General features: G+C 45.2%; 18 protein-coding genes. 16 read left to right on the top strand and 2 right to left on the bottom strand.

Annotated elements, in window-relative coordinates; translation table 11 throughout:
• Positions 1–67 precede the first annotated feature (67 nt).
• From ACHBHN_RS06760 to ACHBHN_RS06725, 8 genes are all read left to right on the top strand, one after another.
• A complete protein-coding gene (locus tag ACHBHN_RS06760; RefSeq protein WP_394733828.1) occupies positions 68–895 on the top strand; it encodes a lipoate--protein ligase family protein in 828 nt (275 codons plus the stop codon).
• A gap of 66 nt (positions 896–961) precedes the next feature.
• Positions 962–2,410 (top strand): amidase, encoded by a 1,449-nt coding sequence (locus ACHBHN_RS06755; protein WP_394733827.1) that lies wholly within the window; start codon positions 962–964, stop codon positions 2,408–2,410.
• Between the two features lie 124 nt (positions 2,411–2,534).
• Positions 2,535–3,410 carry a transporter substrate-binding domain-containing protein gene (locus ACHBHN_RS06750; protein ID WP_172095529.1) on the top strand — a complete coding sequence of 292 codons (876 nt, stop codon included), beginning with the start codon at positions 2,535–2,537 and terminating at the stop codon, positions 3,408–3,410.
• Between the two features lie 91 nt (positions 3,411–3,501).
• Positions 3,502–4,173, top strand: a complete 672-nt coding sequence (locus tag ACHBHN_RS06745; protein WP_105123055.1) for an amino acid ABC transporter permease — start codon at positions 3,502–3,504, stop codon at positions 4,171–4,173.
• A 169-nt stretch (positions 4,174–4,342) separates the two neighbouring features.
• Positions 4,343–6,235 carry an Eco57I restriction-modification methylase domain-containing protein gene (locus ACHBHN_RS06740; protein WP_394733826.1) on the top strand — a complete coding sequence of 631 codons (1,893 nt, stop codon included), beginning with the start codon at positions 4,343–4,345 and terminating at the stop codon, positions 6,233–6,235.
• Between the two features lie 65 nt (positions 6,236–6,300).
• A complete protein-coding gene (locus tag ACHBHN_RS06735; protein WP_394733825.1) occupies positions 6,301–9,561 on the top strand; it encodes a DEAD/DEAH box helicase family protein in 3,261 nt (1,086 codons plus the stop codon).
• 211 nt (positions 9,562–9,772) lie between these two features.
• A complete protein-coding gene (locus ACHBHN_RS06730) occupies positions 9,773–10,186 on the top strand; it encodes a hypothetical protein (protein ID WP_394732409.1) in 414 nt (137 codons plus the stop codon).
• A 19-nt stretch (positions 10,187–10,205) separates the two neighbouring features.
• A complete protein-coding gene (locus ACHBHN_RS06725; RefSeq protein WP_105123571.1) occupies positions 10,206–11,909 on the top strand; it encodes a hypothetical protein in 1,704 nt (567 codons plus the stop codon).
• Between the two features lie 116 nt (positions 11,910–12,025).
• Here ACHBHN_RS06725 and ACHBHN_RS06720 read toward each other — a convergent pair whose 3' ends face one another.
• Together ACHBHN_RS06720 and perR are read right to left on the bottom strand one after the other, a co-directional pair.
• Positions 12,026–13,891, bottom strand: a complete 1,866-nt coding sequence (locus ACHBHN_RS06720; RefSeq protein ID WP_394733824.1) for a heavy metal translocating P-type ATPase — start codon at positions 13,889–13,891, stop codon at positions 12,026–12,028.
• A 148-nt stretch (positions 13,892–14,039) separates the two neighbouring features.
• Positions 14,040–14,498 carry a peroxide-responsive transcriptional repressor PerR gene (gene perR / locus ACHBHN_RS06715; protein ID WP_105123573.1) on the bottom strand — a complete coding sequence of 153 codons (459 nt, stop codon included), beginning with the start codon at positions 14,496–14,498 and terminating at the stop codon, positions 14,040–14,042.
• A 160-nt stretch (positions 14,499–14,658) separates the two neighbouring features.
• Here perR and truA point away from each other — a divergent pair, with 160 nt between their 5' ends.
• From truA to ACHBHN_RS06675, 8 genes are all read left to right on the top strand, one after another.
• Entirely contained in the window at positions 14,659–15,408 is a 750-nt protein-coding gene (truA, locus tag ACHBHN_RS06710; RefSeq protein ID WP_105160387.1) for a tRNA pseudouridine(38-40) synthase TruA, read from the top strand.
• Positions 15,398–16,159 (top strand): bifunctional hydroxymethylpyrimidine kinase/phosphomethylpyrimidine kinase, encoded by a 762-nt coding sequence (locus ACHBHN_RS06705; RefSeq protein WP_394733823.1) that lies wholly within the window; start codon positions 15,398–15,400, stop codon positions 16,157–16,159. Before truA ends, ACHBHN_RS06705 begins: the two co-directional genes overlap by 11 nt.
• Entirely contained in the window at positions 16,149–16,634 is a 486-nt protein-coding gene (locus ACHBHN_RS06700; protein ID WP_394733822.1) for an ECF transporter S component, read from the top strand. The genes ACHBHN_RS06705 and ACHBHN_RS06700 overlap by 11 nt, the downstream gene beginning before the upstream one ends.
• Positions 16,615–17,178, top strand: a complete 564-nt coding sequence (locus ACHBHN_RS06695) for a TIGR01440 family protein (protein ID WP_024406459.1) — start codon at positions 16,615–16,617, stop codon at positions 17,176–17,178. The genes ACHBHN_RS06700 and ACHBHN_RS06695 overlap by 20 nt, the downstream gene beginning before the upstream one ends.
• 107 nt (positions 17,179–17,285) lie before the next feature.
• Positions 17,286–17,714 (top strand): Rrf2 family transcriptional regulator, encoded by a 429-nt coding sequence (locus tag ACHBHN_RS06690; RefSeq protein WP_105111372.1) that lies wholly within the window; start codon positions 17,286–17,288, stop codon positions 17,712–17,714.
• Positions 17,715–17,790: 76 nt separating this feature from the next.
• A complete protein-coding gene (locus ACHBHN_RS06685; RefSeq protein ID WP_105111371.1) occupies positions 17,791–18,792 on the top strand; it encodes an NADP-dependent oxidoreductase in 1,002 nt (333 codons plus the stop codon).
• Between the two features lie 11 nt (positions 18,793–18,803).
• On the top strand, positions 18,804–19,640 hold the full coding sequence (locus tag ACHBHN_RS06680) for an alpha/beta fold hydrolase (protein WP_394732416.1): 837 nt from the start codon (positions 18,804–18,806) through the stop codon (positions 19,638–19,640).
• A gap of 134 nt (positions 19,641–19,774) precedes the next feature.
• Complete coding sequence (locus ACHBHN_RS06675; RefSeq protein ID WP_394733821.1) at positions 19,775–20,374, top strand: DUF1349 domain-containing protein; 600 nt, start codon at positions 19,775–19,777, stop codon at positions 20,372–20,374.
• Positions 20,375–20,477 lie beyond the last annotated feature (103 nt).

Below are 20,477 nucleotides of genomic sequence, written 5' to 3'. Positions count from 1 at the left end.
TTCTTCAAATAGTTCCATTAGTCTTATGGTAAAATAAGAGCATTAGTAGAAATGAAAAGGATGACGGATGGACAAGTGGTTGACTGGTCTTGAGCTGAAAAAATACCAGGATCGTTCGGGTCTGGCAGGGAGTAAGCAGGGCCCCTTGGTCTGGACAGAAGTCTTTTTGCGCGAGGTCAATCAACAGCCCCAGCAAGGCATTCTGCACTACTGGCCCATGGATACGACGGTCATATTGGGCATGATGGACAGTCAGGTGCCGGACTTGGCGGCCGGTCTGGCTCATATTAAACAGTCTGGTTACAGCCCTATTATCCGTAGTCTGGGTGGTTTGGCAGTGGTGGCTGACCAAGGCGTACTCAATCTGACCTTGATTTTGCCGAATGCTCAAGGGCATCAGGTCAACCTCTACGAAAGCTATCAGGTCATGGTGGACCTGATTACCCAGGCGCTTTCAGATTTTCCCGTTGAGGTGGCCAGTGGTGAGGTGGCAACTTCCTACTGCCCTGGAACCTACGACCTTAGTATCAAGGGGCGGAAGTTTGCTGGTTTGGCCCAGCGGATTTACCAAGAAGCCATTGCCATTTCTGCCTATATCAGCGTATCAGGCAATCAAGCAGAACGAGGCCAGCTGGTGGCTGATTTTTACCAAGAGAGTAGTGGTGGTCAACCGATACTAGACCGCTATCCCCAGGTCAATCCAGATTCTATGGCCAATCTCTCAGACCTGGTTGGTCGTGAATTGACAGTCGAGGATATGCAGAAGCGAATTGAGGTCGTCCTAGAGAGAAATGGTGCTAGGCTTTCAAACTATTATCCCTCGTCGGACAATATGGCTGACTTTATGGACCTGGGACGAGGAATTAAGGAGTTTCAGGAGAAGTATGGCATATAGTCGAATCAAGTTTTGCCATCAGGCTAGCTAGCAGCTCTGCTATTTACAAAAGAGAAAGGTATAGATATGGAATGGATGGATGCGACAGCTCAGGCTCAGGCTGTCAATGGCGGACAGGTTTCGGCCAAGGAACTGGTCCAAGAGGCTATCGAGAAGATAGAGGTGCTAAATCCGCAGTTTAATGCGGTGGTCTACACCCAGTATGACCAGGCTCTAGCTGAGGCAGAAGAGCAAGGTTTTTTGGGTAAACCTTTTGCTGGGGTTCCGTTGCTGTTAAAGGATTTAGGGCAAAATGAAAAGGGGCATCCCTCTTCAGCGGGTTCTAGATTGTTTCAGGGTCATTCGGTCGGCTATACGGATAGGTATGTGCAAGCTCTCAAGGATCTGGGTTTTATTATTCTGGGTCGGACCAATACTCCGGAGTTTGGCTTTAAAAATATCTCGGATGCTCTGGTCCATGGTCCAGTCAATCTCCCATCAGATGTCAAGCGCAATGCTGGCGGTTCAAGCGGAGGAGCAGCTGCAGCCCTGGCTTCTGGAATGGTTAGCATTGCGGCAGCATCGGACGGTGGTGGTTCCATTCGGATTCCCGCGTCCTTCAATAGTTTGATTGGTCTCAAGCCCAGTCGTGGGCGCATTCCTGTCGGTCCCAAGTCTTTCCGAGGTTGGCAGGGGGCTTCTAGCAACTTTGCCTTGACCAAGTCCGTGCGGGACACCAAGCGGCTGCTTTATCATTTTCAAACCTATCAGGTTGAGTCGCCTTTTCCCTTGGCAACCCTGTCGGAAGAGTTGATTTTCAGTTCTCTTAATCGCCCTTTGAAAATTGCCTTTACCCGTCAATCCCCTATTGGTAGCAAGGTTAGTCTGGAAGCGCAGACGGCGGTTCTTCAGCTGGTCGACCACCTTCTAGGGATGGGTCATCAAGTGGAGGAATTACAGCGACAGCCCTTGGACGGGAGTGAAGTGATGCAGTCCTATTATATTATGAATAGCGTAGAGACTGCTCAGATGTTTGATGAAATTGAAACGGCTTTTGGACGCCCAATGACTCTGGATGACATGGAGCCCATGACCTGGGCCATTTATCAGAGCGGTCAAACCATACCGGCCAAGCTTTATTCTAAGGTTTTACAGGATTGGGACCGCTACAGTGCCATTATGCAGGAATTTCACCAGACCTACGACATTCTCCTGACTCCCACGGTGGCAGATGTGGCTCCTCTTCATGGTCAATTTCAGCCGTCTGTTGATTTAGAAACCCGCCTCAAGCAGACCCAGGAATATTCAATGGCTGCTCAGCAGGACTTGATCTGGGAGATGTTTGCGGACAGTCTCGCTCTTACTCCCTTTACGCAACAGGCCAATATTACAGGCCAACCATCCATTAGCTTGCCGACGCATGTTACCAAAGAAGGCCTACCGATAGGGGTCCAATTGACAGCAGCTAAGGGCCGAGAAGATATCCTTTTACAGCTAGCCCAGGACTTGGAAGATGCTCATTTGTTTAGAATGTAAATGGCTACAAAAAACGGTACCAAATTCTTGCCAAATCTTTTTCAAAATGTTACCCTATTAAAGTTGGTGGGTTAACACCAAAAATAAAGAAAAAGGAAGTTTGTCACTTCCAGAGGAGATTGACATGTTGAAAAAATTGTTGGCATCAGCCTTTCTTGTATCTACATTAACGTTGGCAGCTTGCTCAAGCAACGCTTCTAAGACAGAAGAAGCAACTGCAGAACCAACCAAATGGGAACAAGTCAAGGAAGCAGGTGTCTTGAAAGTTGCGACCCCAGGTACGCTTTTCCCAACGTCATACTACAATGACAAGAAGGAATTGGTTGGTTATGAAGTCGATATGATGAAGGAAATCGGCAAGCGCTTGGACCTCGAAATAGAATTCCAAGAAATCGGTGTGGCAGAAGCTCTGACATCAGTAGACTCAGGCAAGGTAGATGTTTCAGTAAACAACCTACAGCCAACAGCTGAGCGTAAGGAAAAATACAACCTCTCTGAGGCTTACAAGTATTCTGTATCTGGTATGATTGTCCGTGAAGATGGTTCATCAAACATCACAGCAAAAGACCTTTCAGACTGGAAGGGTAAAAAAGCTGGTGGTGGTGCTGGTACAACCTTCATGAAGATTGCTGAAAAGCAAGGCGCAGAACCAGTTATCTACGACAACGTAACCAACGACGTTTACCTTCGCGATGTATCCACTGGTCGTACAGACTTTATTCCAAATGACTACTTCACACAAGTGGTCGCAGTTAAGATGATTACTGCAAAATTCCCAGATATCAAAGTGAAGATGGGTGATGTTCGTTACAATCCAAACGAATCTGTGATTGTCATGAGCAAGGAAGATGACAGCTTGAAGCAAGAGTTGGATAAGGTCATCAAAGAAATGAAAGAAGATGGTAGCTTGAAGGCTATCTCAGAAAAACACTATGCTGGTCAAGACTTGACCAAACCTGCTGAAGGTGCAGATGAGTTGCCAGTAGTAGACGTTGACTAAACATCAGAAAGGTTGGAAGTGATTCCTACCTTTTTATCTAGTAAAGAAAGGACGGGTGTTGACCTGGTCGGCGCCTCCAAGGTATTTCTCTATGTCTATCAATTGGCAGGCTGTTTTTGATCCAAAACTAGCTTTTGAGGCTATTCCGCTTATTCTAGAGGGCTTGCCCTACACATTGGCTCTATCTCTTATCGGCTTTGCCCTAGGGACCTTTTGTGGCTTTTTTGTAGCCTTGATGCGTATGTCTAAGCTTGCCGTCCTCCGCTGGTTGGCTATGGCTCATATTTCCCTCATGCGGGGTATTCCGCTTATGGTCTTGCTTTTCTTTATCTATTTTGGTCTGCCCTTTATGGGCATTCAGCTGGATGCGATATCAGCGTCCATCATTGCCTTTACTTCCATGTCATCGGCCTACATCTCGGAAATCATCCGTTCTTCCCTGTCGGCTATTGATAAGGGTCAATGGGAGGCGGCACGCAGTCTGGGCCTCAAGACCAATGTTATCTACCGCAAGATTATCATTCCTCAGGCCTTCCGCATTGCCCTACCGCCTTTGAGCAATGTTCTGTTGGACATGGTAAAAAGTACCTCGCTGACAGCCATGATTACAGTGCCTGAAATTTTCAACAAGGCCAAAATCGTCGGCGGTGCTAAGTCAGACTACATGACTGTCTATATCTGCGTAGCCTTGATTTATTGGGTCATTTGTACACTCTATGCTGTGGGGCAGTTACGCTTGGAAAAACGTCTGGCTACTTATTAAAAAAAGAAAAAGCCCTGAAAAGAACCTCCTTATATTGTTCATATAAGGAGGTTCTTTTCAACCCAATGCTTTTTTTTTTATTTTTTATTTTTTACACTCCTCTGAAAACGATTTTATTACTTGTAAAGAAATGGTATAATAGAAGTTAAATAAAGAGAAAAGGTGCCTTATGACGACCATAGATATTAGCGAAGAAACATTAGCGAGAGAGTCCTCTGGTCTTCTTAGGACCCTCTTGAAAGATCGAACGACCAACAAGTCCATTGTTTGGGCTACACATTCCTATGAGTTGCTGGGAAAAGGGTTCGGTGCTTATGACCGAATCACTCCTACTAGAGTGACGGGTCCCTATGCCAACCTCATCCAGCCACGTTCAGAAAAGTCCAAGTACGAGCAAAAAGACCGCACCAAGGTCCGAGCAGAGGTGTTTACCCCAACTTGGTTGGTCAGACAGCAGATTGATGCCGTGGACCAAGACTTCCAAGATCTAGACCTAGAGGCCTACCTCAACCTCAAATGGTTGGAAATCACCTGCGGGGAAGCCCCTTACATGGTCTCCCGCTACGATACGGTGACTGGACAGGCCCTCGACCTTGAGGAGCGGGTCGGTTTTTTGGACCGCAAGCTCCACCGTCTATCTGAGGAAGTCCATGAGGAAGAAGTCTGGTTCCAAGGGGCGGTGACCGCCTACCAGAACGCCTACGGTTATGAGTATCAAGGAGACTCCCTACTCTTGGCGCGTGAAAACCTCCTAGCCAGCTTCATCGACTACTACCAAGCCAAGTTTGCCCAGGAACCCAGCCCCAGCCAGAAACAGACCATTGCCCAGATTATTTCCTACAATGTCCTGCAGATGGACGGCCTGACCTATACCAGCCCCTACTCCCAGCAAGCAAAGGAAGCTGTTCAACTCAGCCTTTTTGAGGAAATAGCAGAGCAGACCAGCCAGCCACAAAAGGCACAAATCAAAGATTGGAAAACAAATGAGTTGATAGATTTTAAGCGTCTATCACAAGGAGAAAGCCCTATGAAATTTGATGTTGTCATTGGAAACCCACCGTATCAGGAGGAAATTGAAGGAGCCAATACCCAAGCAAGACCGATTTATAATTTATTCATGGAAGAATCCTATAAAATTGGGGACAAGGCTGTTCTTATCACACCGGCACGTTTTTTAGCAAATACAGGAGCCACTCCAAAAAAATGGAATAAGAAAATGCTTGAAGATGAGCATTTAAAAATTTGCTACTATGAGTTAAAAAGTGGCAATGTATTTCCTGGAACCGATATTAAAGGTGGTGTTGTGATTACTTACCATGATAATGACAGCTTTTTTGAACCGATTGATACCTTTATTTCATCTCCGCTTTTGGATTTAGCCTATCGAATTGTGAAAAAATCTGGTTATTTGAATCAAACCTTGGATCAAATTATGTATGGCTCAGACAGTCATAAATTAACAGATGTCATGTTCGAAGAGAATCCAGAGTTACTCTCAAGAACAGATGAATCACATAGGAAATCAGTTTCAACAAATATTTTTTCACGTTATCCAGAAGTTTTTTTTGATATAGAACCACAAGATGGAACTACTTATTTACAAATTGTGGGTAGAGATGGAAATGAACGAGCAAAAAAATATATTAAATCGTCATATGTAAGAGAACATCCAAATTTAAAATACTGGAAAATATTGGTTCCTAAAGCAAATGGTAGCGGAGCTTTAGGAGAAGTGTTAAGTACACCCCTAATCGGGGAACCCCTAATCGGGTATTCCCAAACGTTTGTATCTATTGGTCAATTTCAAACCAAAGAAGAGGCTGAAGCTTGTATGAAGTATATAAAAACTAAGTTTGCTAGAGGATTTTTAGGTATTTTAAAATTGACTCAAGATAACCCTCCTTCCTCTTGGAAAAAAGTTCCGCTGTTTGATTTTGCGTCAAGCTCTGTCATCGACTGGTCCCAGTCGGTGGCGGAGATTGACGCACAGCTATATGCCTTGTTTAACTTCCCTCAAGAGGTTATTGATTTCTTTGAAACCAACATCAGACCAATGGACTAGGTTTTTGAATGTTGAAATTTTCGAAGAGAAGTGAGTAAGATTTATAAAAGAGAAGTAGGTAATCTATGTCCGTTTTGATTAAAACTTCAGAAGAGATTTCTCCCAAAATCTACGCCTATACCACGCCCCATGTGACGACCAATGACGGCTGGATCAAGATTGGCTATACCGAGCGTCAGGTGGAGCAGAGGATTAAGGAGCAGACCCATACGGCGGGGATTGAGCCGTCTATTTTGTGGCAGCAGGAGGCTAGGTACATCGAAGAGCCAGACAAGGGCAAGCCCTTCAAAGACCATGACTTCCACCAGTTTTTGAACTTCCATGCCATCGAACGCCGTCCCAAGACCGAGTGGTTTTATTTCAATGGTCATCCTGAACAGGCCAACCACCTGTTTGACAGGTTTGTCCGTCATGATGTTTCAGGTTACCAGCCTGGGGAGCAGGTAGACTACCAGCTCAGACAGGAGCAGGAAGAAGCTGTCCAGCAAACCTTGACCTATATCCAGACCAATCAGGACGCGCGTAAGAAAGAGTTTCTCTGGAATGCCAAGCCACGCTTTGGCAAGACCCTGGCCACCTATGACTTGGTCAAGCGACTCAACTGTGACCGAGTCTTGATTGTGACCAACCGCCCAGCCATCGCCAATTCCTGGTTTGATGATTTTCATAAGTTTATCGCGGGATCGACCTCCTATAAGTTTGTTTCGGAGTCGGATTCCCTCAAGGGCAGACCATCCCTATCACGAGAGGACTTCCATAAACTCCTCTTTACCGAGGAAGACGCTAAGGAAATCGCCTTTTTAAGCCTTCAAGATCTGAAAGGGTCCAAATACTTCGGCGGCGCTTATGATAAATTGCAGTGGGTAGCCAAGACCCAGTGGGATCTCTTGGTCATTGATGAGGCCCATGAAGGAGTGGATACGGAAAAAACAGATGTTGCCTTTCACCAAATCCAGCGCAACTTTACCCTCCACTTGTCTGGAACTCCCTTTAAGGCTCTAGCCAAGGGCAAATTTTCGGAAAACCAGATATACAACTGGTCCTATGCGGATGAGCAGGCTGCCAAGCAAGATTGGCTCTCAAGCTCCGAGCAAGAAAATCCCTATGAAAACCTTCCCCAGCTCAACATGTTCACCTACCAGATGTCCAAGATGATCACGGACAGGGTTCGAGATGGTGCGGATTTTGGCAGTGAAACGGTTGATTTTGCCTTTGACTTGAATGAATTTTTTGCGACCAATGAATCAGGCAGCTTTATCCATGAGAGAGAAGTCAAAGAATGGCTGAACACCCTGACCACTAATGAAAAATACCCATTTTCAACTAGAGAGCTCCGTCGGGAAATCAAGCACAGCTTTTGGCTATTAGACCGAGTGGCCTCTGCCAAGGCCTTGAAAGACTTGTTGGAAGACCATCCAACCTTTGACCGGTATAAGATTGTGCTGGCTGCAGGTTCTGTCAGTCAGCGAGAAGCTGAGGATACAGAAGCCAATGGCAAGTCGCTCGATATGGTCAGGAAGGCCATTGCTGAGTATGACTATACCATCACCCTGTCTGTCGGTCAGTTGACGACTGGTGTGACCATTCCAGAGTGGACAGCAGTCTTGATGTTGAGCAATCTTCAATCTCCAGCCCTCTATATGCAGGCTGCCTTTCGTGCCCAAAACCCTTACAGTTGGGTGGAAGGAGACAAGGTTTACCGCAAAGAGCGGGCCTATGTCTTTGATTTTGCTCCTGAACGGACCCTGTCACTCTTTAGTGACTTTGCCAATAACCTCAGTCTAGCGACAGCGGGTGGTGCAGGAATCAGTCAAACTAGAGAAGAAAATATCCGCAACCTGCTCAACTTCTTCCCTGTTATCGCAGAAGATAGGGAAGGCAAGATGGTGGAAATTGACGCTCAGGCAGTCATGACCATTCCAAGCCAGATACGAGCAGCAGAAGTCATCAAGCGTGGCTTTATGTCCAACTTCCTATTTGACAATATCGCAGGCATTTTCCGTGCTAGTCAGCTAGTCTTGGACATCTTGGATGAACTCCCTGTTGAGCAACAAGGGAAAATCAGTCATGCACCTGATACACTTGAATTTCCAGATATTGAGGTGGATGAAGAAGGACAGGTTCAGGTGGCAGAAGACTTGGTCATCAACCGTCAAGAAGTCCTTTTTGGGACAAAAGTTTATGATCTGTTAGACACTGTGGAAGAGTTGGTTGACCAGGTAGAAACAGTTGACAAGGCTTTTGTAAAAACGGTTCAGAAAGAAATATCTTCTACCTTGGTAGCAGACCTAACTGCTGGCTATGACTTGACCAACCGGGAAAGTAAACAAATTGAGAAGCAGATTCATACGGAGATTGAAAGCCTCATCCAGCGTAGCGAAAAAGAATTTGATATTCAGCAGGCTCATCTCGAAAATGAATACCAAGAAGCCTTGAAGGAAACGGTGGATAGTCAGCAACAAGAGGAACTAGAGCAGGCCTATCAAGCCAAGAAGATAGAAGCGCACCAAGCCCATCAAGCAGAGTTACGGCAACGGCTGGCAGAAAAAGTGCAGGATTTGCCGCATGATCTGGTCAAACAACAGGAAGTCAAACAGCGAGAACGCACCAAGGCTCAGGCTGAGGACGAGATTCGCGGTCACTTACGTGGCTTTGCACGCACCATTCCAAGCTTCATCATGGCTTATGGAGATGAACATCTAACCCTAGCAAACTTCGATAGCTACGTACCAGATGAAGTCTTCATCGAGGTAACGGGCATCAACCTCAACCAATTCCGTTATTTGCGTGATGGTGGACCTGAATTTGCCGGCCATCTCTTTGACCAGCCGACCTTTGATCAGGCCATCCAAGAATTTTTACGGAAAAAAGCAGAGTTGGCAAACTATTTTGAAGATAGGACAGAAGACATCTTTGACTATATTCCACCTCAAAAGACCAACCAAATCTTCACACCGAAGAAGGTGGTTCAGAAAATGGTGGATGAGTTGGAAAAGGAAAATCCTGGTATCTTCGACGACCCATCCAAAACCTTTATTGACCTCTATATGAAGTCAGGGCTATATATCACAGAGTTGGTCAAACGCCTCTATAATAGCCAAGGCTTACAAGCAGCCTTTCCAGAAGGGCATGAGCGGCTCAAGCATATCTTGGAAGAGCAAGTTTACGGCTTTGCGCCAACGGCTATTATCCATAAGATCGCTTTGGAGTTCATCTTTGGCACCTTACCTGACACCATTAGCCGGAAAAACTTCTTACAAGTAGATACTGTTCCTTATGCCAAGGAAGGCATGATGCAGGAGTTGATTGATAAATCTTTTGGATAAATTGAAGGAAAACTTGTCATTTTTGGCAAGTTTTTTCAGATAAGGTGCTATACTAAAACTAGGAATGGAGGGTGGATATGTTATGGCAAATTATGTTTATCAACAGGTCATTTGTTCCAAAGATTTTTTTGAAACCTACTTTTTAGATTACTACCCGATAGACGAAAAAAGGATTGATCCACCGTATATTAGTTTTAATAAACTTGTCTGTGTGAAAAATATTGGTGAATATAGGGAACAATTCGGTGAATACATCTATTATGGTTATGGCTTCACTCATAAGATACGGTCAGATGGCTTGATGGTCCTAAAGTTTGCGACAAAACGTGATGTTCCTATCGCTGCGATTAGAGCCGCTATTCAACTGGACCATAGCTTGGAGTGGTATGCGGTTGAAGAAAATTGTATCTATGTTTCTCGTTTTTATTGGAATCATGGTGTCCAAGAAGAGATTTATTTACTAGATGATGATGATGACTTTGGAAGATGGGTAGAGGCTAGATATGAGTTTGAAGAAGCACTGGCCGACTCAGATCATATTGTCTGGTATTATTTATTGGAGAATAAGAATAACTGGCTCGACAGGGCTACCTTGCTTGACCTACCGAGATATTATGAGGAGTGATTTGTGAGAGGAGAATATCATGTGGACAAAGAGAATAGGGTACATTACCGAACCTGGGAAATTGGTTGATTATTTCTTATCTGTTGGACAGTTTCATGATTATTTGATTGGTTCTTTTTCCTATGATAGTCAGTCAGCTAGTCTACGTTTAACCATTGAGGAGGATTGTTTAGCAGAAAGTCCTTCTAATGCGCCAGCCTTGGTTTGGGATTTGGAATGCCAGGGAGTGACAGATTTTAGAATGCAAGACATGGAGGGACTTTCGAGGTGGTGGATTTATGAAGTTTTATATGATGGCACTACTTGTCAATTTCAGCTTGTAAATGGCTATTTTTCCTTCTCGGCAGAAAGTTTTAAGTTGGGAATTCCCCATAAACCGACTACAGTAGGGCATCCAGCCATTACTCGTTTGCAGTATGATTATTTCTTGCAAGAATTTGAGGCGGGGATGAATGTTGATGAGACTGCTTTTCGTTTTGAGACAGATAATCAGGATACTCTTCGATATATTGGATATTCAGGAAATGAAGCTCCCTACTGGGCAGGTTTGTCAGATCTACCAGATGGAGGTAGATTTAATACAGCTCAGGAGCTCTTTGAGGCAAAAATCTATGATGGTCAATCTCTCAAGGAGAGATGGAGTGAGGTCAAGATTTATAGTATTCTTTCTTTGCCTTTGGATGACTGGTTGAGTTGTGTACCGCATTCTGTTGAAACGCATGTGTATGAACCGGAGGATGACTATGGTCTCTATATCAATGGTGTTGAATTAGATGGTTTTATCGATGAGGATGGGAAGCCTTGTCCATCTTGTGGTATAGCCCCATGTTATTTAGATGATTATGACGAACATTTTTGTCCTTATTGCAATAGCTGGATGACGGAGGACTGGTGGGATAGAGATGAGGTACACTACTTTGAAAAACGACCTCTTGAGCCGGCTCTCTTATGGAAACCGAATAAAATGCTACGATTTTGCCAGGTACAATTTTCAGTTGACGGCAAACCCTATACCTACTATTGTCCTGACCAAACGATAGAAAGGGGAGACTGGGTGGAAGTTTTAGTTGGCAAGCAAGCTATAAAAAAAGCTGTTCCAGTAGTGGCTATCATTACCGCGCCAGCAGACCGTCCTCCCTATCCTCTCAACAAGATAAAAACTGTGCTTGGTAAGTCAAGAGAGTGGTCGGAAATAATTGCCGAAAAACTGGAGAATTTACTAACTCACGGCTATATCTGTGATCTATCGGAAGAAAAAATCCCAGCCGATTCATCGGTAGCTTACGACCTCTTGAAAACTCCGATCGGCAATTTCTGGTTGGAATTTAATGGTCAGCCCATAAAAATGTCCATTATAGCTCGGTATCCAAATCTTGAGGATACGTACTTTGTGGAAGGAAGTTATCATCTGAAACCTTTTGCGCCGGATTTTGTTGATTTTAAGAGTTTATCGATTTGTACAGATATTGACTTTAGAACTGGCAGATTGATTGACAACTTAGGCGGTGAACATCAATACGGGAACAATTGGCAAGTTGGGGATTACGATATTGGAGTTGTCGCGCACCCATACTCATACGATGAAGCTGAAGTAGATGAAAACATGTTAGGAATTCCCTATTTTCGTGAATGGATAGAAGACTATCAGCATCTAACTTGCTTTTCGGTTGCTTGGAAATACTATGCTTCCGATGAGGATTTATCCATCTGGTTCAATGTCTAACTGAATGAAGCACCTTCTGTATGAGCTAGGCTAGGTTGTAAATCTCTATTCATTTCAATAATAAAAGTATTTTTCCATATCAATAAAGAAACCGCCAACTATATGGCGGTTTGAAGCTATTTAAAATACAAGAGTCTCAACCCGTTCAAAATCACCAAAATCGTTGATCCTTCGTGGCCCACCACACCGAGTGGCAGGTTGATAGACTGGAAGAGGTTGGAGATGATAAGAAGGGCAATGACAGATAGAGCAAAGATGATGTTCTGCTTGATGATGCCCCGCATTTTCTTAGAGAGACGAATAGAGTAAGGAATTCTCGTCAGGTCTTCCATGAGTACGATGTCAGCTGACTCCATAGCGATGTCCGTTCCGCTTCCCATAGCATAGCTGACATTGGCTTGAGCCAGGGCGGGAGCGTCGTTGATGCCGTCTCCGACCATGCCGACAGACGCAAACTCGGTTTGTAATTCTTGGATAACAGCAGCCTTATCCGTCGGCAGACAGTTGGCAATCACACGGTCAATACCGACCTGACTCGCCACGTAACGAGCCGTCTTTTCTTGGTCGCCCGTCAAGAGAATTGGCGTCACTCCCATTTCTTTCAACTGGGCCATTAGCTGCTTGCTCTCAGGTTTCAAACTATCTTCCACCATGAAGATCGCCACCAGCACATCATTTTGGCTGACATAGACCAGGGTTTTCCCAGTACTTTCCGCCTCATCGATCTGTGCCAGCAAGCCAGCAGACAGGGGACTGACCAAGCTGTCCACCACAAAGCCCGCCTTACCGATTTTCCAGCTGTCGCCCTCATAGCCAGCCACCAAGCCTTTTCCGGTCACGTCTTCTAGGCTTTGGAGGGCAATAGCAGAGCTGTCAGCCGTATAGGTCATGAGGGCCTGAGCAATCGGGTGGCTAGATTGTTTTTCGACAGCTTGGGCCACCTCTTTGATCAAATCTTGCTCCCCAAGATAAGTAGCATCGACAACCTGAGGTTTCCCGATGGTTAAGGTGCCTGTCTTGTCAAAGACAATGGCCTCCAGTCCAGCGATATTATCTGCAATATCACCGCCCTTGATAATCATGCCCTTACGAGCAGCTCGGCTGATGGCTGCCAAGGTAGCTGGAGAAGAAGATGCCACCAAGGCGCAAGGAGAAGCAATGGTCAATAAAATCATACCGCGATAGAAGGCGGTCAACCATTCCCAACCCAAAGCAAAATGAGCAAAGAGGATGAACAGTGGGACTACAGCAAGCACAATCTTGACGTAGGTATCTTCCATGTTTTCAATAAAAGTAGCTGTTTTCGACTTGTTCTCTTGGGCGTTTTCCACCATCTGAACAATCTTATCAAAAAGGGCGTCGCCCTTTTCGGCAGTTACTTGCACCAGAACAGTTGGACCTTGGTTGATGGTCCCTCCGATGACCGTCGCGCCTTCTACTTTTTCCGCAGGCAATGGTTCACCAGTAATCATAGATTCATCAAAAATAGACTGAGGGCTGAGCAAGGTGCCGTCAAGTGGAACGGTGTCGCCTTTACGAACCTGAATGGTATCACCGACATGAATAGATGCCGTATCCAGAACAGTAATCTCACCATTTTCATCGACTTTTCGTGCAGTTGGCGGTGTCATATTCATGAGTGAGGCGATAGCATTTCTGCTCTTTTCCATGGCCAATTCTTCCAGAGTAGAAGAAAGGGAGAAGATAAAAATGAGCAGGGCACCTTCCATCCAGTAGCCGATAATGCCAGAGCCGATGGCTGCCAAAATCATGAGAACGTCGACAGACAGGTGCTTGTCGAAAATCAGCTCAGAAAGTCCTGCCTTGGCAGACAGGTAGCCACCGATGACAAAGGCCAAAATGAAGGAAGGTGCTGCAAGTGCCTCTTGTCCTGTGTTGAGCAAGATGATACCAACGATAATGAAGAAGAGACAGAGTGCAGTCGTGATAATATGGATATTTTTCTTTAATTTGTCTAACATTGTTTTAAGTTCCTTATCTATTAGGATAAGTTAATTATAACAATTCTAAATAAAAAGTCAATACTTATTTAGAATTATTTTAAATAAGAGTTGTCAGACAATTCCCATAAAACGAAAAAACGACCGCTGTGGTCGTTTTTTCGGATTCTCACTTAGTTTGGCAATCCGGGCAAATCCCGTAGATAGACAGGACTTCCTTGGTAATCTTGTAACCTGTTTGTTCGTGGGCTTCGCGTTTGAGGCTAGGAATTTCTACGTCCATGAAGTCGGTAATCTTCCCGCATTTTTCGCAGATGACATTGAGATGTTCGTGGCCCATGAAATCATAATAGGTTGTCGTGTCATTGGTCCGCTTGAGTTCAGTGACAAATCCTTCTTCCAAGAGCACTTTGAGATTGTTATAGACAGTTGCCAAACTCATGTTAGGGTAGTTGGGCAGGAGGTCTTTATATATCATTTCAGCACTTGGATGATCGTCGCTTTCAATGATATAGGCTACAACGGCCTTACGTGTTTCTGTAATGCGAACACCTTTTTCCTTTAAGTGTCGAATAACATGCTCAAAGGCAGTTTGGTTTTCTGCATTCAGGTGAGAATGTAGCTCCATTCCGGCCTCCTTTTCTTTTTATAATAATTCTAATTATTTCCTTCATTATATTCTTTTTTTGGAAAGCTGTCAATGACTGAAGTTGTCACTTCAATCTGTGCTAGGACAGTTGTAATTTCCTTCTCTTTTTTTCCAGTATCTTTTATGCTACAATCAGAACATGACACGATTTAAGGCAATTATTTCCTACGACGGACATGACTTTTCTGGTTTTCAACGCCAGCCCCATGCCCGTACCGTTCAGGAAGAAATCGAAAAAACACTAGTAAGACTAAACAGTGGCCAGCGGGTGACAGTGCATGGTGCAGGTCGGACAGACGCAGGAGTGCACGCTTATGGTCAGGTGATTCATTTTGACTTGACTGGCAGTCGAGATGCTGAGAAGCTCCGCTTTGCTCTTGATACTCAAACACCTGAGGACATTGATGTGGTCAGTGTGGAGCAGGTAGCGGATGATTTTCATTGCCGCTATGCCAAGCACAGCAAGACCTATGAGTTTCTGGTGGACATTGGTCGGCCCAAAAATCCCATGATGCGGCACTATGCGACCTTTTATCCCTATGATTTGGACTTGAGCTTGATAGAAGAAGCCATTCAGGACTTAGTTGGGACCCATGACTTCACAGGCTTTACAGCTTCGGGGACATCGGTCGAGGACAAGGTACGGACCGTCACAGCGGCGACAATGGAGTATGACCAGCGGCGGCAGTTTTTGATTTTTACCTTTTCGGGCAACGGTTTTTTGTACAAGCAGGTGCGGAATATGGTTGGGACCTTGCTGAAAATTGGCAACGGTCGCATGCCCGTTGGGCAAATCAAGCGGATTTTAGCAGAAAAGGATCGTGGCTTGGCAGGTCCAACTGCAGCAGGCAACGGCCTCTATCTAAAGGAGATTATCTATGAAGACTAGGTACATTTTGGCTCTTTCGGGCAATGATATTTTCAGCGGTGGCGGTCTCCATGCAGACTTGACCACCTACACTGTCCATGGCCTGCATGGTTTTGTGGCGGTGACCTGCTTGACAGCTATGACGGAAAAAGGTTTTGAGGTTATTCCGACAGATGCAGCGGTGTTTGCCCAGCAGTTGGCTAGTTTGAAGGATGTGCCCTATTCGGCTATTAAGATTGGATTGCTTCCGACGGTGGAAATAGCAGAGCAGGCTTTGGAGTTCATCAAGGCTCGTCAAGATATTCCTGTGGTCTTGGATCCAGTCTTGGTCTGCAAGGAAACACACGATACAGAGGTCAGTCAGCTTCGCGATGAACTCTTGAAGTTCCTTCCCTATGTCAGCATCATCACACCAAATCTGGCAGAAGCTCAGCTATTGCTCCAAAAAGACATCCAAACGGAGGAAGAGATGGAGCAGGCGGCGGTGGCGCTTTATGACTTGGGTGCCAAGTCGGTGGTCATCAAGGGGGGCAATCGCTTGGGAGGTTCACAGGCTGTTGATGTTTACTATGACGGGAAGGAAGTGGTGGTGCTCAAGTCTCCCCTATTTTCAGAAAACAATGTGGGGGCAGGCTGTACCTTTGCGTCCAGCATTGCCAGTCAGCTCTTGCTAGGTCAGAACTCTTTGGAGGCAGTCAAATTATCCAAGGACTTTGTCCATGCAGCCATCTTAAAATCAGATCAATATGGGGTGATTCAGTATGAGAAATAAAAAGACGCAAGAACTGGTATTGCTGGCTATTTTAACTGCCTTGAGTTTGGTATTAGCCTTTGTTCATGTGCCAACTGCAACTGGTTTTGTGACACTTTTGGATGTTGGGGTGTATTTTACAGCCTTTTACTTGGGTAAGAAAGAAGGAGCCATTGTTGGCGGACTGTCAGGGCTTCTGATTGATTTTTTGTTGGGCTATCCCCAGTGGGCTTTCTTTAGCTTGCTTTTCCACGGTGCTCAGGGTTATTTTGCAGGATGGACAGGCAAGAAACGTTTGATTGGAATTGTTCTTGCCAGCCTTTCCATGATTGGTGGTTACTTTGTGGCATCTAGTTTCATGTATAATGTAGCTGACGCTGTTACAAGTCTGATGAGTAATACTCTGCAAAACACAGTTGGTTTGGTGCTAGGTTATATCTTGGCTCAGGCAATAGAAAGAATTGGTGCAGTAAATCATGTCATTAAAGGAAATTAAAGACCAAACTAAGCAAGTTGTCGAAGAGATTTTAGAACTCAGCAATCTTCAAAAGGGTCAGATTTTTGTGCTAGGTTTGTCTTCTAGTGAGGTCATTGGTGGGCATATTGGCAAAAATTCCAGTCTGGAAGTTGGAGAGGCCGTTGTCGAAACGATTCTGGATATTTTGACTCCCAAGGGCATTTACCTAGCTGTCCAAGGCTGTGAACATCTCAATCGTGCCTTGGTAGTGGAGCGGGAATTGGCTATCCAGAAAGATTTGGAAATGGTCAATGTATTGCCCACCCTTCATGCAGGAGGCTCTGGACAGTTGGCAGCCTTCAAGTATATGAAGGATCCCGTCGAAGTGGAATTTATCACGGCTCAGGCTGGTGTGGACATCGGCGATACGGCTATCGGTATGCACATCAAGCACGTCCAAGTGCCAATTAGACCGAGCTTGCGTGAGATCGGCCAGGCCCATGTTACAGCTCTTGCCAGCCGTCCTAAACTGATCGGCGGTGCCCGTGCAGCTTATCTGGAAGATCAGATACGGAAAAATTAATCACAGCCAGAAGGTTGTGATTTTTTTGAATAAAATCCTTGCCAAGTAGATTTCTTTATGCTAAACTTGTTCTTGTAATTGATACAAGTTCAAAAAGGAGGGTTTCCATGGATACCAAATTTTCAGTAGCTCTGCATATCTTGACCATGATTAGCGAGAGCAGTGATATCATGACGTCGCAGGCCTTGGCAACCAGTGTCGGTACCAATGCCAGTTATATCCGCAAGGTCATCGCTCTCTTGAAGAATGCAGGGATCATCCAGTCCCAGCAGGGCAAGGCTGGCTATGAGTTGAGCAAGGATCCGGCGGACATCAGCCTCCTGGACATCTACTATGCCACCCAGGAAGTCACGCATATCCAGCTCTTTCAGCAGCACCAACACGCCAATCAATCCTGCCCAGTTGGTCGGCACATTGCAGGAGCTGTTCAGCCAATCTTTGCGACCATTGAGCAGGATTTACAGGATAGATTATCCCAAGAGAGCTTGGCCCAGGTCATTGCTAACTTGTATCAAGAGGCAAAAAAATCCAACTGACTTTCACAAGTCAGTTTCTATTTCGCGCAACTTAGACTTGTATCAGATACAAGTCTGTAAATAAAAGGAGTAAACCATGAAAGCAGCACAACACACATCTTATAACAAAGACAATATCGCACTCAACCTAACAGACATTGCTAAACCGAACATCAAACCAGACCAGGTCCTTATCAAAGTGACCGCAGCAGGTGTCAATCCTTTGGACAACATGATTTCTCGTGGAGATGTCAAGATGATTGTCCCTTACAAATTGCCACAAACAGCGGGCAATGAGGTCGTTGGCTTGGTGGAAGAAGTCGGCTCAAGCGTGACCAATTTTGCAGTTGGTGACCGTGTCTTTGGTCGTCTTCCTCTCGACAATATCGGTGCCTTTGCCGAGTATGTAGCGGTGGAGGCTGCTGCACTTGCTAAAGTTCCTGCCTATCTGACGGATGTGGAAGCGGCTGCCGTTCCCCTGACTGCCCTGACCATTATGCAGGCATTGGACCTCATGGGTGCAGAGGCTGGCAAGACCATTTTCATCTCAGGTGGTACAGGCGGTGTCGGTGGTATGGCCATTCCCATTGCCAAAGCCAAGGGTTTGACGGTCATTACCAACGGTGATGGGGCAAATGCAGAGCGGGTATTGGCGTTGGGTGCCGACCAGTTTATCGACTACAAGACAGAAGATTACACTAAAACCCTCTCCCAAATCGACTATGTACTGGACACACTTGGCGGTGCAGAAACCGAAAAACAAATGTCGATTATGAAAAAAGGCGGTCAGTTGGTTTCCCTCCGTGCTATGCCAAATGGCGAATTTGCCAAACGCATGAACCTACCAAAATGGAAACAATTCCTCTTTGGTTTGGTTGGTCGCAAATTTGACAAGATGGCGGAAAGCTACGGTGTGCACTACCATTTCATCTTCGTAGAAAGCAATGGTCAACAGTTGCAAGAGGTAGCAGACATTTTCAGCAAGTTAGAAATCAAACCGTCTATCGATACCGTTTATCCATTTGAAGAAGTCAACGCAGCCTTGGACAAGGTCGCAAACGGTCGCTCACGTGGAAAAACTGTCCTCAGTTTTAAATAGTAGGAGTACTTATGTCTTATATCACAACTAAAAATCAATACATAACTGTCGCTGGCAATCAGATTGCCTACCGTGAACTAGGTAAAGGCAAGTCTAAACTGCCCTTGGTCATGTTAGTCCATTTGGCCGCAACCTTGGATAACTGGGATTCAAAATTGCTGGATTTACTGGCTGAAAAAGAGCACATCATCGTCCTTGATTTGCCTGGCGTCGGAGCCAGTCAAGGCAAGGTAGCTCCTACGATTCCAGGAATGGCAGAGCAGGCTCATGCTATTATCAAGAACTTGGGGCATACGAAAATTAACCTGCTCGGTCTTTCTATGGGTGGTTTTATTGCCCAAGAAATCGTCCGTCTTGATAGTCAAATGGTTAACCGCTTGATTCTAGCAGGAACAGGACCTCGTGGCGGTGTTGAAGTCGATAAGGTGACAGGAAAAACTTTTCGCTATATGCTGAAGGCTGGTATGGAGCGCGTGGATCCAAAACGCTACATTTTCTACAACCACGATGAAGCAGGCCGACTGGAAGCTGAAAAAGTTTTGGGTCGTATGGGAGAAAGAAAAGCCGAGTATGCAGACAAGGACATGAATGTCCCAGGATTTTTAACACAGCTGAAGGCAATCAAACGCTGGGGTAGAGATCCTCAAGACGATATGACCTTTATCACGCAACCAACGCTGATCGTCAACGGTGACAAGGATATGCAAGTTCCGACTGAGAACTCTTATATCATGCATGAGAAAATCAAAAACAGTCAACTCATCATCTATCCCAATGCAGGTCACGGGTCTATCTTCCAAAATGCAGATGACTTTTCAACAGCCTTGATAGACTTTTTGGAGGAATAGTCCCTATTACTCTTGCATATACAAGGCCTGCAAAGTCCCCAAAATCACCTTAGCCTGCTCTTGAAAGAGTTGATTGAGTTACTTGTCTTCCTTATCTTTTGTCTGTATAATAATCTAAAACGAAAGGAAATCAAATGAACACAAAAGATTTTTACTGGGTACGAGAACCGGAAAACTACCAGATTTCAGACAAGGAAATCAGAATCACAACCCAAGCCCATACGGACTTGTGGCAGAAGACCTACTACCATTTTGTCAATGACAACGCTCCCCTGCTCCTGATGGACACGGAGGAAGAGTATTTCTCCTTTACGGTTAAGACAGATTTTTCCAATAGTCATACCCGCTTTGACCATTGTGGTGTCGTGGTTTATCAGGATTCGGAAAACTGGATTAAGGGCTCGATTGAGTATGAAAATGAGGAGTTTCAGCATTTGGGCAGCGTTGTGACCAATCAGGGCTTTTCAGATTGGGCGACCCAGGAAATTCCTGCTTCTGTCAAGTCAATCTACTACCGTTTGAGCCGACGGGGCAGTGATTTCTGCATCGAAAACTCCAAAGACGGTGTTCATTTTGAGCAGATGCGGATCTGCCACCTGCATGAAGGCAATGATAAAATCCATTTCGGTATCTACGCCTGTTCACCAGAAGACTCTTCATTTGAAGCGGTCTTTTCAGAAATGAGTTTGACAGATTGCAAGTGGTTGGCCCACGACGGTCAACAACCAGATTAGAAGATAGGGTAGAAGCTCTGCTATTTCCCAAAAGTCCGTTATAAAATCGTTGAAATCCCTGTCAATTGTGTTATAATGAAGAGTATGCAATAAAATTTTAAGG

The organism is Streptococcus sp. A22, assembly GCF_043674215.1.
Taxonomy (GTDB): Bacteria; Bacillota; Bacilli; order Lactobacillales; family Streptococcaceae; genus Streptococcus; species Streptococcus suis_V.
Note: the sequence above shows the minus strand (reverse complement) of the source record. Positions and strands in the feature narration are given on the sequence as shown.

What these genes read in the sequence shown, in the direction of transcription:
- ACHBHN_RS06760 (WP_394733828.1), top strand. Translation starts at nt 68, where the DNA reads ATGGACAAGTGGTTGACTGGTCTTGAGCTGAAAAAATACCAGGATCGT.
- ACHBHN_RS06755 (WP_394733827.1), top strand. Translation starts at nt 962, where the DNA reads ATGGAATGGATGGATGCGACAGCTCAGGCTCAGGCTGTCAATGGCGGA.
- ACHBHN_RS06750 (WP_172095529.1), top strand. Translation starts at nt 2,535, where the DNA reads ATGTTGAAAAAATTGTTGGCATCAGCCTTTCTTGTATCTACATTAACG.
- ACHBHN_RS06745 (WP_105123055.1), top strand. Translation starts at nt 3,502, where the DNA reads ATGTCTATCAATTGGCAGGCTGTTTTTGATCCAAAACTAGCTTTTGAG.
- ACHBHN_RS06740 (WP_394733826.1), top strand. Translation starts at nt 4,343, where the DNA reads ATGACGACCATAGATATTAGCGAAGAAACATTAGCGAGAGAGTCCTCT.
- ACHBHN_RS06735 (WP_394733825.1), top strand. Translation starts at nt 6,301, where the DNA reads ATGTCCGTTTTGATTAAAACTTCAGAAGAGATTTCTCCCAAAATCTAC.
- ACHBHN_RS06725 (WP_105123571.1), top strand. Translation starts at nt 10,206, where the DNA reads ATGTGGACAAAGAGAATAGGGTACATTACCGAACCTGGGAAATTGGTT.
- ACHBHN_RS06720 (WP_394733824.1), bottom strand. Translation starts at nt 13,891, where the DNA reads ATGTTAGACAAATTAAAGAAAAATATCCATATTATCACGACTGCACTC.
- perR (WP_105123573.1), bottom strand. Translation starts at nt 14,498, where the DNA reads ATGGAGCTACATTCTCACCTGAATGCAGAAAACCAAACTGCCTTTGAG.
- truA (WP_105160387.1), top strand. Translation starts at nt 14,659, where the DNA reads ATGACACGATTTAAGGCAATTATTTCCTACGACGGACATGACTTTTCT.
- ACHBHN_RS06705 (WP_394733823.1), top strand. Translation starts at nt 15,398, where the DNA reads ATGAAGACTAGGTACATTTTGGCTCTTTCGGGCAATGATATTTTCAGC.
- ACHBHN_RS06700 (WP_394733822.1), top strand. Translation starts at nt 16,149, where the DNA reads ATGAGAAATAAAAAGACGCAAGAACTGGTATTGCTGGCTATTTTAACT.
- ACHBHN_RS06695 (WP_024406459.1), top strand. Translation starts at nt 16,615, where the DNA reads ATGTCATTAAAGGAAATTAAAGACCAAACTAAGCAAGTTGTCGAAGAG.
- ACHBHN_RS06690 (WP_105111372.1), top strand. Translation starts at nt 17,286, where the DNA reads ATGGATACCAAATTTTCAGTAGCTCTGCATATCTTGACCATGATTAGC.
- ACHBHN_RS06685 (WP_105111371.1), top strand. Translation starts at nt 17,791, where the DNA reads ATGAAAGCAGCACAACACACATCTTATAACAAAGACAATATCGCACTC.
- ACHBHN_RS06680 (WP_394732416.1), top strand. Translation starts at nt 18,804, where the DNA reads ATGTCTTATATCACAACTAAAAATCAATACATAACTGTCGCTGGCAAT.
- ACHBHN_RS06675 (WP_394733821.1), top strand. Translation starts at nt 19,775, where the DNA reads ATGAACACAAAAGATTTTTACTGGGTACGAGAACCGGAAAACTACCAG.